Raw genomic sequence first — 11,966 nt, forward strand, 5'->3', positions numbered from 1 at the left:
CGGCTACAGGGCGTCAGGGGCCGGGGCGGGCGCCGTCGAGCAGGGCGTCCACCACGGCGCGGGCCATTTCCACGGAATGCACCATGGACCAGATCAGCCCGCGTTCGATGCCGCTGGCCCGTTCGGTGATTTCATCGGACACCTCTTCGGCGCATTTGAGCAGCAGGGAAACGTGCATCAGCGCGTCTTCGGCATTTACCTGGGGTTGCACGGCGAACAGCGGGTGGCCTTGAGCGTCGCGCAGGCCGAAGGGGCGATGGCGGGTGCCGTGCAAGGCGGCCAGCAGGTTGGCGTTGGCGCGGTCCAGCTCCGGGTCCCGGCGCGGACGATCGGTGGGCAAGGGTGGATCGGGGACGAGCTTTTTCATGACGGTCACTCACTCAGTAGTTAACGGACTGCCGAGCTCACTTCCACATGAGGGGTGGCAGTTGTGCGAGGGTGTGGAAGACCGGGACTGAGTAACCCAGCACACCCGAAGGTGTCCCGCGCACAACCGCCATAAAGCGATGCCAACGAAAATACGTCGAGCCATGCTCATGAGCGCTCATGCTTACCCAGGTCCGAACTTCCACATCCGGGCCGCTGATTTGGCAGCGGCACCGGGAGACTGCCTGATCATTCGAAGGGGTACAAGGCGCTCAAAGGCGTGGGGGATTCTCTCGGATTTGCCCTACAAAACAAAGCGAAACGGCTCTGGCACTGGGCGGTATTCCCTGACAAATCGGGTGCTGGGCAGGGGGGATAGGGGCTTTGTTGAATGTGCGAGTGGGGTAGGGCAGTCAGCGTGTGCTGGCAGGTTTTGCGGCCCCTGCGGTGCCGTTCGCAGCCTCGCGGGCTCGGCAGCGGCTACAAATGAGGTCGCGGGTGCAGTTCAGGTTGGGTGGTGTAGCCGCTGCCGCAGGCTGCGAACGGCCCGAAGGGACGCAGGGTTCTCAAGGTCGTTGAAGGTCCTGCGGACCTTTTCGCAGCCTCGCGAGCTCGGCAGCGGCTACAGGGCGTCAGGGGCCGGGGCGGGCGCCGTCGAGCAGGGCGTCCACCACGGCGCGGGCCATTTCCACGGAATGCACCATGGACCAGATCAGTCCGCGTTCGATGCCGCTGGCCCGTTCGGTGATTTCATCGGACACCTCTTCGGCGCATTTGAGCAGCAAGGAAACGTGCATCAGCGCGTCTTCGGCATTTACCTGGGGTTGCACGGCGAACAGCGGGTGGCCTTGAGCGTCGCGCAGGCCGAAGGGGCGATGGCGGGTGCCGTGCAAGGCGGCCAGCAGGTTGGCGTTGGCGCGGTCCAGCTCCGGGTCGCGGCGCGGACGATCGGTGGGCAAGGGTGGATCGGGGACGAGCTTTTTCATGAGACTGGTTCCTTTAGCAATTTAAGAAACCGCCGGATCTCACTTCCACATGAGAGGGTGGCAGCCGTGCGCAGGTGTGGAAGACCGGGCTAAAGGAACCGGCGCACCCGAAGGTGCCCTACGCACAGCCGCCATAAATCGAGTTCACCCAAGCCGCATCGGCAAGGGTGTTCGAATGAGACGACTGCACGTCCTTTATCCCAGACTTCCACATCCGGGCCGCTGATTTGGCAGCGGCACCGGGAGACTGCCTGATCGTTCGAAGGGGTACAAGGCGCTCAAAGGCGTTGGGGATTCTCTCGGATTTGCCCTACAAAACAAAGAGATTCTGCTTCGTTGCGGGGCGGCATCGCCTGACAATCTCTGCTTTTCTCCAGGCAAAAAAAAGGGCCTGGAGACGTATCTCCAAGCCCTCAAAAGGTGAGAGGTGTCTAGTCCCTCAACCTGGTGAGCGGTGTTGCATGTTTCGGGGTCGCGGCGGTCAGGCTTTCAGCGGAACCAGACGCGGGGCAATCATGTTTTCCGGACGCAGGATGTCGTCGAGCATGGCGTCGTCCAGCAGGCCTTCTTCGCGCACCAGTTCCAGTACGCCACGGCCGCTTTCGAGGGCGATGCGGGCGATACGGGTGGCGTTTTCATAGCCGATGTACGGGTTCAGCGCGGTGACCAGGCCGATGGAGTGCTCCACCAGTTCGCGGCAACGGGCTTCGTTGGCGGTGATGCCGGTGATGCAGTGCTCGCGCAGCATGTCCATGGCGCGTTGCAGCAGGCGGATCGAGTCGAAGATCTTGAAGGCGATCAGCGGCTCCATCACGTTCAGTTGCAGCTGGCCGCCTTCGGCCGCGATGGTCAGGGCCAGGTCGTTGCCGATGATCTGGAACGCCACTTGGTTGACCGCTTCCGGAATCACCGGGTTGACCTTGCCAGGCATGATCGAGCTGCCGGGCTGACGCGCTGGCAGGTTGATTTCGTTGATGCCGGTGCGTGGGCCGCTGGACAGCAGGCGCAGGTCGTTGCAGATCTTCGACAGCTTGACCGCGGTGCGCTTGAGCATGCCGGAGAACAGCACGAAGGCGCCCATGTCGGAGGTGGCTTCGATCAGGTCGGCGGCCGGTACCAGCGGCTGGCCGCTGATGGTGGCCAGGCGTTGTACGGCCAGGGCCTGGTAGCGCGGGTCGGCGTTGATGCCGGTGCCGATGGCGGTGCCGCCCAGGTTGACTTCGGTCAGCACTTCCGGCGCCAGGGTCTTCAGGCGAGCCAGGTCTTCGCTCAGGGTGGTGGCGAAGGCCTTGAATTCCTGGCCCAGGGTCATCGGCACGGCGTCTTGCAGCTGGGTACGACCCATTTTCAGGACGTGGCTGAATTCTTCACCTTTGGCGGCGAACGACTGGATCAGGCTGTCGAGGCTGGCCAGCAGGGCGTCGTGACCCAGCAGCAGACCCAGGCGGATCGCGGTCGGGTAGGCGTCGTTGGTGGACTGCGCCATGTTCACGTCGTTGTTCGGGTGCAGGTACTGGTATTCGCCCTTGCTGTGGCCCATGGCCTCCAGCGCGATGTTGGCGATGACTTCGTTGGCATTCATGTTGGTCGAAGTGCCAGCGCCGCCTTGAATCATGTCCACCACGAACTCTTCGTGGAAGTCGCCACGGATCAGACGGGCACAGGCCTCGCTGATGGCCGCATGCTTGGCTTCGCTCAGATGACCCAGTTCGCGGTTGGCGTCAGCAGCTGCCTGCTTGACCATTGCCAGGGCCACGACCAGTTTTGGGTAGTGCGAAATCGGAACGCCGGAGAGACGGAAGTTGTTCACCGCTCGCAGGGTCTGGATGCCGTAATACGCTTGAGCCGGTACTTCGAGTACGCCAAGCAGGTCTTTTTCTGTGCGGAAAGATGCAGCGGAGGACATGACGGAGATCATCTCGGTAGGGACCCGGTCTGTGCCGGGAACGCTGCGAATCCTAGGCCGAAGGGAATTTTTGGGCCAATGCTGTTAAACACTGGGCTATGCATATTCGGCATAATGCCGGTGTGACGCCGCTTTGCCGGCGAGCGTGTGACCTAAAATGGTGCGTGTCCGGGAGGACGTGATGAATCTGGAAAGCAAATGGCTCGAGGACTTCAGTGCCCTGGCCGCCACCCGCAGCTTTTCCCAGGCTGCCGAGCGACGTTTCGTGACCCAGCCGGCCTTCAGTCGGCGCATCCGCAGCCTGGAAGCGGCCCTGGGCCTGACCCTGGTCAACCGCTCGCACACGCCGGTGGAACTGACGGCGGCGGGGCAGTTGTTCCTGGTTACCGCGCGCACCGTGGTCGAACAGCTTGGCGAGGTGGTGCGGCACCTGCACCACCTGGAAGGCGGGCAGGGCGAGGTGATGCAGGTGGCGGCGGCCCACTCCCTGGCGCTGGGTTTCTTCCCGCGCTGGATCGCGCAACTGCGCAATGAGGGACTGAACATTGCCACGCGGCTGGTGGCCACCAACGTCGGTGATGCGGTGCACGCCCTGCGCGAAGGCGGTTGCGACCTGATGCTGGCCTTCTACGACCCGGACGCGGCCTTGCAGATGGACTCGGAAATCTTCCCCTCGCTGCACCTGGGGCACACCGAGATGCTGCCGGTGTGCGCCGCCGATCCTCAGGGCAAGCCGCTGTTCGATCTGGAAGGCGAATCCAGCGTGCCGCTGCTGGCCTACAGCGCCGGGGCCTTTCTCGGGCGTTCGGTGAACCTGCTGCTGCGCCAGCGCAATCTGCGTTTCACCACCGTCTATGAAACTGCCATGGCCGACAGCCTCAAGAGCATGGCCCTGGAAGGATTGGGGATTGCCTGGGTGCCGCAACTGAGCGTGCGCGCCGAACTGGCCCGGGGTGAACTGGTGGTGTGCGGCGGCGCGCAATGGCATGTGCCGCTGGAGATCCGCCTGTACCGCTGCGCCCTGGTGCGCAAGGCCAACGTGCGCTTGCTCTGGCGCAAGCTGGAAGGCGCCGCTGCACAAGCCGCGGCCACGTAGGAGCCGGCTTGCCGGCGAAAGCGTCGGTCGGGAGGGTGGTGATCGCAGGGCTGGCCTCTTCGCTGGCAAGCCAGCTCCTACGGGAGATAGGGGCTGGGTTTTTTGTCGGAGCCGGCTTGCCGGCGAAAACGTCGGCCGGGTGGGGGTGATTGCAGGGTGGGCCTGTTCGCTAGCAAGCCAGCTTCTACGAGGGGTACGGGATTGACCTGGGAGTCAATAAAACCGGGGTTTTGCGCCGGAAATACTTTGTTCGACAGATGGTCGGCGAAAGTGCGTTTAACGCACCTTTTTCGGTATACTGCGCGGCCTTCGGCCGGTTCGTCCGGCCATCATTCGTACAGTCAAGCCACGCATTTTCGCGTGGCTTGTTGTTTTTGACGCGCCCGCGGGCGCCCAGAGAGAAGAGGCACGACGATGAGTGCACTGGTTGGCGTGATCATGGGCTCCAAGTCCGATTGGTCCACCCTTAGCCACACCGCCGATATGCTGGAAAAGCTCGGCATCCCTTACGAGGTGAAGGTGGTGTCCGCACACCGCACCCCGGACCTGCTGTTCCAGTACGCCGAAGAGGCTGAGGCGCGTGGCATCGAGGTGATCATCGCCGGTGCCGGTGGCGCGGCGCACTTGCCGGGCATGTGCGCGGCCAAGACCCACCTGCCGGTGCTGGGCGTGCCGGTGCAGTCGTCGATGCTCTCGGGCGTGGATTCGCTGCTGTCCATCGTGCAGATGCCCGCCGGCATCCCCGTGGCCACCCTGGCCATCGGCAAGGCGGGCGCGATCAACGCGGCCCTGCTCTCGGCGAGCATCCTGGGCGCCAAGCACCCGCAGTTTCATGCGGTGCTGAAAAAATTCCGTGCTGAACAGACAGACAGCGTCCTGGACAATCCAGACCCGCGCGTCGCCTGAGGTTGTTGACGATGAAGATCGGTGTAATCGGTGGCGGCCAGTTGGGCCGCATGTTGGCCCTGGCGGGGACTCCGCTGGGAATGAACTTCGCTTTCCTCGACCCGGCGCCGGACGCCTGTGCCGCCGCCCTCGGTGAACACCTGCGGGCCGACTACGGCGACCAGGACCACCTGCGCCAGCTGGCCGATGAAGTGGACCTGGTGACCTTCGAATTCGAGAGCGTGCCGGCGGAAACCGTGGCCTTCCTCTCGCAGTTCGTGCCGGTCTACCCGAGTGCCGAAGCCCTGCGCATCGCCCGCGATCGCTGGTTCGAGAAGAGCATGTTCAAGGACCTGGGGATTCCTACTCCGGAGTTTGCCGACATCCAGTCCCAGGCGGATCTCGACGCCGCCGTGGCGCGCATCGGCCTGCCGGCCGTGCTCAAGACCCGCACCCTGGGTTACGACGGCAAGGGCCAGAAGGTCCTGCGCAGCGCCGCCGATGTCGAAGGCACCTTCGCCGAACTGGGCAGCGTGCCCTGCCTGCTGGAAGGCTTCGTGCCCTTCACCGGCGAAGTCTCGCTGATCGCCGTGCGTGCCCGCGACGGGGAAACCCGTTTCTACCCGCTGGTGCACAACACCCACGACAGCGGCATCCTGCGCCTGTCGGTGGCCAGCAGCGACCACCCGTTGCAGGCCCTGGCCGAGGACTACTCCAGCCGCGTGCTCAAGCAACTGGATTACGTCGGCGTCATGGCCTTCGAATTCTTCGAAGTGGACGGTGGCCTCAAGGCCAACGAGATCGCTCCGCGGGTGCACAACTCCGGGCACTGGACCACCGAAGGCGCCGAGTGCAGCCAGTTCGAAAACCACCTGCGGGCGGTGGCCGGGCTGCCCCTGGGCTCCACCGCCAAGGTGGGTGAGAGCGCGATGATCAACTTCATCGGCGAAGTGCCGCCGGTGGACCACGTCATCGCCATCGACGACTGCCACCTGCATCACTACGGCAAGGCCTTCAAGGCCGGGCGCAAGGTCGGCCACGCCAACCTGCGTTGCGCCGATCAGGCGACCCTGCAAGCGCAGATCCTCAAGGTGCAGGCGCTGATCGCCGAGTAACAAATCCACCGGCTGGCGGGAACCTTCGTTTCCCGCCGATCTCTGATAGCGGGAGGCCAGAGCGCTGACTAGGCTTTGGCTTGATCCCCCCCTTACAGAGGAACAGCCATGGGCATTATCGGAACCATTTTCATCGGCTTGATCGTTGGTCTGCTGGCGCGTTTCCTCAAGCCGGGAGACGACAGCATGGGCTGGATCATGACCATCCTGCTGGGTATCGCCGGCTCCTTCGCCGCCACTTATGGCGGTCAGGCGCTGGGTATCTACCACGCGGGCCAGGGCGCCGGTTTCATCGGTGCACTGGTGGGCGCGATCGTCCTGCTGGTGATCTACGGCTTCGTCAAGAAAAGCTGATTCCCCCCCTGCAAACCCCCTCTGCCGCTCGGGCGGAGGGGAGCCCCTTTGTTCATCTGAAACTTCAACGCAGCCGACGTGTTGCGCACTAGAATGCGCGGGTTTTTTCCGTCCTTTCTTTTTGACCGAGCCACCCTCTCATGCGCCGTCTTCTATTGACCTTTGTTCTGCTGGGCTGCGGCCTGGCCCACGCTGGCGAACTGCCGGAAACCGACTGGCTGGAGCTGATGCCCAAGTCGGACCAGAAGGCCCTGGAGCAGATGCCGGAAATCGACCACAACTCCCCCGAAGCCAATGGCACCTTCACCGAAAAGGGCGGCCTGAAGCAGAGCAAGGGCTTGCCGGCGGTGATGTATTCCACCAAGACCGTACCGGCGATGAACGACAAGCAGATTCGCCTGGGCGGCTATCCGGTGCCGCTGGAAGCCGATGCCAAGGGGCGCAGCACGCTGTTCTTCCTGGTGCCGTACCCGGGGGCCTGCATCCACGTGCCGCCACCGCCGCCCAACCAGCTGGTGCTGGTGCGCTTTCCCAAGGGCGTGAAGCTGGATGACATCTACACCCCGCTGTGGGTGACCGGCACCCTGAAGATCGAGAAGGTCAGCAATGACCTGGCCGACGCGGCCTACGCCCTGGATGCGGCGAAGGTGCGGGTGGTGCAGGAGTCGGACCTGTAATCGGGACAGGTGATCAGTCAGGAATTTGCGGCCAGGAGGGCTGTTGTGGCGAGGGAGCTTGCTCCCGCTCGGGCGCGTAGCGGCCGCAAGAGCCGAGTACGCGATCTGCCTGACAGACCGCAGATTCAGGCCTTGGGAAGGCTGCGCCTTGCAGCGGGAGCAAGCTCCCTCGCCACATCCGGCTTAAACACAGGGCCCATCGCCGCAAGCATGGGTCAGAGCGGGGCGGCGCTGATGCTCACGCTCAGGGTGTGGCGGGCGCCGGGGGCCAGGGTGACGATGTCGTCCATCACGTTGGCGGTTTCGATGCACAGCATGCGCTGCCAGCCGTCGTCGGCCATGTCGCCAAATTGCGCGGCGCGGTCGATCCAGGGGTTCCAGATCACTGCGGTGCGCGAGCCTGCGCTGTTCAGGCGAATCCGCCGCTGCCACTCGGGGTCGACGATCTCCAGCTGCGCCGGTACGTTCAGGTAGATGCGATCAGTCTCGCCGCTAAAGTGCAGGGCGCCGCTTTGGACCTTGGTGGTCCAGTCTTCCAGGGTCTCGATGTAGTTCAGCCCATCCACGCCCTCCACCTGCACGTTGCGTACATCGCTGACCGCGAAGTAGCTGTGCAGCGCCTGGCTGATGCTCACGCTTTCAGTGCCCAGGTTGTGGCTGCTGAGGCTGATGTGCAGTTGCTGGTCGAGGCGGATGCTCAGGCGCGGTTCCACTGTATGGGGCCAGCCGGGAAAGCCGTCAGCTGGGCAGGGCAGGCGCAGTTCCACCAGCAGGCTGTCGCCGTCGCTTTCGATACCCAGCAGTTCCCAGTCGGTGGCGCGTACCAGGCCGTGGGCCGGTGCCGGTTCAGCACTTTGGCGCATGGCCTGCACGCTTTGCGGGTTGCGCGCCAGGTTGCCGAACCAGGGCCAGCACACCGGCACTCCGGCGCGGATGCTCTTGCCGCTTTTGAACACGGCCTCGTCGTTGAGCCAGATCAGCGGCGGTTGCCCGGCCACTTGATAACTGAGGATGTGCGCGCCTTGCTGGGCCAGCAGCAGTTCGGCGTCACCGTGGCGGATGCGCCAGCAGTTCAGTTCATCCAGTTTGACCGTTTCGACCTGGGGCGTAGGCATGCTGCTGTTCTCGTTCGCAAGGTTTGGGCGGTCATGGCGCGCATGACCGCCTCCAGGTTTAACGTGCGCGGGGTGGAACCGAGCGGGTGCGGCCGCTGCCGTCGATGGCGACGAACACGAACACCGCCTCGGTGACCTTGCGCCATTCGCTGGACAGCGGGTCGTCGCTCCACACTTCGACCATCATCTGGATCGAGCTGCGGCCGATTTCCAGGGTCTGGGTATAGAAGGACAGCTGCGCGCCCACTGCTACCGGCACCAGGAACGCCATGCGGTCGATGGCCACCGTGGCCACCCGGCCACCGGCGACGCGGCTGGCCATGGCGGTGCCCGCCAGGTCCATCTGCGCCACCAGCCAGCCGCCGAAAATATCGCCAAAACCGTTGGTTTCACGGGGCAAGGCGGTGATTTGCAGGGCCAGGTCGCCTTGCGGGATTGGATCTTCTTGTTCGAGCTCTATCATGCCGAGGGGCCTCTGACCCGTGACGCTTCTTAGGTACTTCAGGTGAATAGCCGTCTTCAGGAAAAACGATTCAGCCCGAACACACTGCGTTCGTCACGTTCTTTCTAAGGCGTGCTAAAGGGAAACTCTGCGAAATCGACTGGCACTGTCCAGGGACTGGGGCGCGCAGCAGCGTTTTCGCACAGCAACCCTTGCCAGGAGCGGCTTTGCGCTCCGAGGTTTGCGAGTATATCGGTCGATAGACTCCGCGACGACCCACTCGGTTCGCAAATTTGTGAGTCATTTGTGCGCTGCTGTGTACGCATTCGAACAATTTGCTATCGTGCCGAACCTGCCAGGCCCCAACCAGCGCTGTTGCGGCTTCCAGAACCGACTAATAAGAGAAGCCCTTGCCATGACCACTGTGCCTGCGAGCGCCGCGCAATCTGCGCAACCCGCCCGTCCGCTGACCCGTAGTGACTACAAGACCTTGTCCCTGTCCGCCCTGGGCGGGGCGCTGGAGTTCTACGACTTCATCATCTTCGTGTTCTTCGCCACCGTGGTCGGCAAGCTGTTCTTCCCGGCGGACATGCCCGAGTGGCTGCGCCTGATGCAGACCTTCGGCATCTTCGCCGCCGGTTACCTGGCCCGCCCCCTGGGCGGGATCGTCATGGCCCACTTCGGCGACCTGCTGGGGCGCAAGAAGATGTTCACCCTGAGCATCTTCATGATGGCGGTGCCGACCCTGATCATGGGCCTCTTGCCGACCTACGCGCAGATCGGCCTGTGGGCGCCGATCCTGCTGTTGCTGATGCGGGTGATCCAGGGCGCGGCCATCGGCGGTGAAGTGCCCGGCGCCTGGGTCTTCGTTTCCGAGCACGTGCCGCAGCGGCATATCGGCTATGCCTGCGGCACCCTGACCTCGGGCCTGACCGCCGGGATTCTCCTGGGCTCGCTGGTGGCCACCGCCATCAACAGCATCTATACCCCGGTGGAAGTGGCCGACTACGCCTGGCGGATCCCGTTCCTGCTGGGTGGGGTGTTCGGTCTGTTCTCGGTGTACCTGCGCCGCCTGCTGCACGAAACCCCGGTGTTCGCCGAACTGCAGCAGCGCAAGGCCCTGGCCGAAGAGCTGCCGCTGCGCGCGGTGCTGCGCGATCATCGCGGCGCCATCGTGATTTCCATGCTGCTGACCTGGCTGCTGTCCGCCGGGATCATCGTGGTGATCCTGATGACCCCGACCGTGCTGCAGACGGCCTATAAATTCCCCGCCATCACCGTCCTGGAAGCCAACAGCGTGGCGATTGTGTTCCTCAGCCTGGGCTGCGTGATCTCCGGGGTTCTGGCGGATCGTTTCGGCGCCGGCAAGGTGTTCGTGTTCGGCAGCGCCTTGCTGCTGGCCACCTCCTGGACCTTCTATCACGGCCTGCTGGACAACCCGCAGTGGCTGTTCCCGATGTATGCCCTGACTGGCCTGTTTGTCGGCACCATCGGCGCGGTGCCCTACGTGATGGTCAAGGCGTTCCCGGCGGTGGTGCGCTTCAGCGGCCTGTCGTTTTCCTACAACCTGGCCTACGCGATCTTCGGTGGCCTGACGCCGATGGTGGTGACCTGGCTGCTCAAGGAAAGCCCGATGGGCCCGGCCTACTATGTGGCAATCATTTGCGGCATCGGCCTGCTGGTGGGGCTGTACCTGTGGGTCAAGGGCCGCTGAGCCTAGCCATCTTCTAGCCGCTGCCGCAGGCGGCGACAGGGCGCAGGCCCTGCTGTGCGCCGAAGTGCGTCGCGACCCTGCGGGTCGATCGCAGCCTGCGGCAGCGGCTACAGAGGTTTTTAGCGCCCTATAAAGAAAGGCCAGCTTGCGTTCAGGAGTGCTGGCCTTTCATCTAATTGTCATATTCCGGACATAGAGTGTTCACACGGCCTACAGATACTTGGCCCCGACTTAACACACCCTATCTGCTAGGAGTAAGGCATGAAACTGAAGCGTTTGATGGCGGCAATGACCTTTGTCGCCGCTGGCGTTGCGACTGCCCACGCGGTTGCCGCTGTTGACCCTGCTATCCCGAGCTACACCAAGACCACTGGTGTGTCGGGCAACCTGTCCAGCGTCGGTTCCGATACCTTGGCGAACCTGATGACCCTGTGGGCCGAGAACTACAAAAAAGAATACCCGAACGTCAACATTCAGATTCAGGCCGCCGGCTCCGCCACCGCGCCACCCGCGCTGACCGAAGGCACCTCCAACCTCGGCCCGATGAGCCGCAAGATGAAGGACACCGAATTGGCGGCCTTCGAGCAGAAGTACGGCTACAAGCCAACCGCTATCCCGGTGGCCGTGGACGCCCTGGCGGTGTTCGTGCACAAGGACAACCCGATCCAGCACCTGACCATGGAACAGGTCGATGCGATCTTCTCCTCGACTCGTCTGTGTGGCGCTAAAGAAGAAGTGAAGACCTGGGGCGACCTGGGCGTGAAGGGCGACCTGGCCAACAAGCCGGTTCAGCTGTTCGGCCGCAACTCGGTATCCGGCACCTACGGCTACTTCAAGGAAGAAGCCCTGTGCAAAGGCGACTACAAGCCTAACGTCAACGAACAACCTGGTTCGGCGTCGGTGGTGCAGTCCATCAGCTCCTCGCTGAACGGCATCGGCTACTCGGGCATCGGCTACAAGACCGCCAGCGTGAAGACCGTGGCCCTGGCCAAGAAAGGCAGCAGCGACTTCATCGAAGACACCGAAGAAAACGCCCTGAACGGCAAGTACCCGCTGTCGCGCTTCCTCTACGTTTACGTCAACAAGGCCCCGAACAAGCCTCTGGCCCCGCTGGAAGCCGAGTTCGTGAAACTGGTCCTGTCCAAGCAGGGTCAGGAAGTAGTGGTCAAAGACGGCTACATCCCACTGCCAGCCAAGGTAGCCGCCAAGGCCCTGGCTGACCTGGGCCTGAAAGAAGGCGCATAAGTCGCCGCCGAAGGTCCGGGCTCCCCGGACCTTCTCGTTTTCGTAGGAGTTGGCCGGGCGGCGAA

The 11,966-nt window shown here is 63.4% G+C and carries 12 protein-coding genes; 7 read left to right on the forward strand and 5 right to left on the reverse strand.

Translation table 11 applies throughout. From position 1 onward, the window contains the following. Positions 1-13: 13 nt before the first annotated feature. The 3 genes from GGI48_RS15505 to aspA all read right to left on the reverse strand — a co-directional run bounded on the left by GGI48_RS15505 (position 14) and on the right by aspA (position 3,258). Complete coding sequence (locus GGI48_RS15505; RefSeq protein WP_016968693.1) at positions 14-367, reverse strand: DUF6124 family protein; 354 nt, start codon at positions 365-367, stop codon at positions 14-16. A 631-nt stretch (positions 368-998) separates the two neighbouring features. Continuing rightward, complete coding sequence (locus tag GGI48_RS15510) at positions 999-1,352, reverse strand: DUF6124 family protein (RefSeq protein WP_016968693.1); 354 nt, start codon at positions 1,350-1,352, stop codon at positions 999-1,001. Between the two features lie 481 nt (positions 1,353-1,833). Continuing rightward, positions 1,834-3,258: an aspartate ammonia-lyase gene (gene aspA, locus GGI48_RS15515; RefSeq protein WP_016967058.1), complete on the reverse strand. Its 1,425-nt coding sequence runs from the start codon at positions 3,256-3,258 to the stop codon at positions 1,834-1,836. Between the two features lie 181 nt (positions 3,259-3,439). Between aspA and GGI48_RS15520 the strand changes: the two genes are divergently transcribed. From GGI48_RS15520 to GGI48_RS15540, 5 genes are all read left to right on the forward strand, one after another. Next, positions 3,440-4,354 (forward strand): LysR substrate-binding domain-containing protein, encoded by a 915-nt coding sequence (locus GGI48_RS15520; RefSeq protein ID WP_179599067.1) that lies wholly within the window; start codon positions 3,440-3,442, stop codon positions 4,352-4,354. A 414-nt stretch (positions 4,355-4,768) separates the two neighbouring features. Then, entirely contained in the window at positions 4,769-5,260 is a 492-nt protein-coding gene (purE, locus tag GGI48_RS15525; protein ID WP_016967060.1) for a 5-(carboxyamino)imidazole ribonucleotide mutase, read from the forward strand. 11 nt (positions 5,261-5,271) lie between these two features. Next, positions 5,272-6,354 (forward strand): 5-(carboxyamino)imidazole ribonucleotide synthase, encoded by a 1,083-nt coding sequence (locus tag GGI48_RS15530; protein WP_016967061.1) that lies wholly within the window; start codon positions 5,272-5,274, stop codon positions 6,352-6,354. Positions 6,355-6,462: 108 nt separating this feature from the next. After that, a complete protein-coding gene (locus GGI48_RS15535; RefSeq protein WP_016967062.1) occupies positions 6,463-6,708 on the forward strand; it encodes a GlsB/YeaQ/YmgE family stress response membrane protein in 246 nt (81 codons plus the stop codon). 140 nt (positions 6,709-6,848) lie between these two features. Beyond that, positions 6,849-7,385 (forward strand): DUF3299 domain-containing protein, encoded by a 537-nt coding sequence (locus tag GGI48_RS15540; RefSeq protein WP_047306661.1) that lies wholly within the window; start codon positions 6,849-6,851, stop codon positions 7,383-7,385. A gap of 215 nt (positions 7,386-7,600) precedes the next feature. On the opposite strand, the gene GGI48_RS15545 is transcribed toward GGI48_RS15540, so the two are convergent. Both GGI48_RS15545 and GGI48_RS15550 read right to left on the reverse strand, forming a co-directional pair. Further along, entirely contained in the window at positions 7,601-8,500 is a 900-nt protein-coding gene (locus GGI48_RS15545; protein WP_179599069.1) for a D-hexose-6-phosphate mutarotase, read from the reverse strand. A gap of 58 nt (positions 8,501-8,558) precedes the next feature. After that, positions 8,559-8,963 carry an acyl-CoA thioesterase gene (locus GGI48_RS15550; protein WP_003229628.1) on the reverse strand — a complete coding sequence of 135 codons (405 nt, stop codon included), beginning with the start codon at positions 8,961-8,963 and terminating at the stop codon, positions 8,559-8,561. 394 nt (positions 8,964-9,357) lie between these two features. On the opposite strand from GGI48_RS15550, the gene GGI48_RS15555 reads away from it, so the two are divergent. After that, entirely contained in the window at positions 9,358-10,656 is a 1,299-nt protein-coding gene (locus GGI48_RS15555; RefSeq protein WP_181956979.1) for an MFS transporter, read from the forward strand. Between the two features lie 261 nt (positions 10,657-10,917). Next, on the forward strand, positions 10,918-11,901 hold the full coding sequence (locus GGI48_RS15560; RefSeq protein WP_016964962.1) for a phosphate ABC transporter substrate-binding protein PstS: 984 nt from the start codon (positions 10,918-10,920) through the stop codon (positions 11,899-11,901). Positions 11,902-11,966 lie beyond the last annotated feature (65 nt).

The sequence above is a fragment of the Pseudomonas protegens genome, assembly GCF_013407925.2.
Taxonomy (GTDB): domain Bacteria; phylum Pseudomonadota; class Gammaproteobacteria; order Pseudomonadales; family Pseudomonadaceae; genus Aquipseudomonas; species Aquipseudomonas fluorescens_AP.

Coding starts and splice junctions, on each gene's coding strand:
- GGI48_RS15545 (WP_179599069.1), bottom strand. CDS start 8,500: ATGCCTACGCCCCAGGTCGAAACGGTCAAACTGGATGAACTGAACTGC.
- aspA (WP_016967058.1), bottom strand. CDS start 3,258: ATGTCCTCCGCTGCATCTTTCCGCACAGAAAAAGACCTGCTTGGCGTA.
- GGI48_RS15560 (WP_016964962.1), top strand. CDS start 10,918: ATGAAACTGAAGCGTTTGATGGCGGCAATGACCTTTGTCGCCGCTGGC.
- GGI48_RS15530 (WP_016967061.1), top strand. CDS start 5,272: ATGAAGATCGGTGTAATCGGTGGCGGCCAGTTGGGCCGCATGTTGGCC.
- GGI48_RS15510 (WP_016968693.1), bottom strand. CDS start 1,352: ATGAAAAAGCTCGTCCCCGATCCACCCTTGCCCACCGATCGTCCGCGC.
- GGI48_RS15505 (WP_016968693.1), bottom strand. CDS start 367: ATGAAAAAGCTCGTCCCCGATCCACCCTTGCCCACCGATCGTCCGCGC.
- purE (WP_016967060.1), top strand. CDS start 4,769: ATGAGTGCACTGGTTGGCGTGATCATGGGCTCCAAGTCCGATTGGTCC.
- GGI48_RS15540 (WP_047306661.1), top strand. CDS start 6,849: ATGCGCCGTCTTCTATTGACCTTTGTTCTGCTGGGCTGCGGCCTGGCC.
- GGI48_RS15535 (WP_016967062.1), top strand. CDS start 6,463: ATGGGCATTATCGGAACCATTTTCATCGGCTTGATCGTTGGTCTGCTG.
- GGI48_RS15520 (WP_179599067.1), top strand. CDS start 3,440: ATGAATCTGGAAAGCAAATGGCTCGAGGACTTCAGTGCCCTGGCCGCC.
- GGI48_RS15550 (WP_003229628.1), bottom strand. CDS start 8,963: ATGATAGAGCTCGAACAAGAAGATCCAATCCCGCAAGGCGACCTGGCC.
- GGI48_RS15555 (WP_181956979.1), top strand. CDS start 9,358: ATGACCACTGTGCCTGCGAGCGCCGCGCAATCTGCGCAACCCGCCCGT.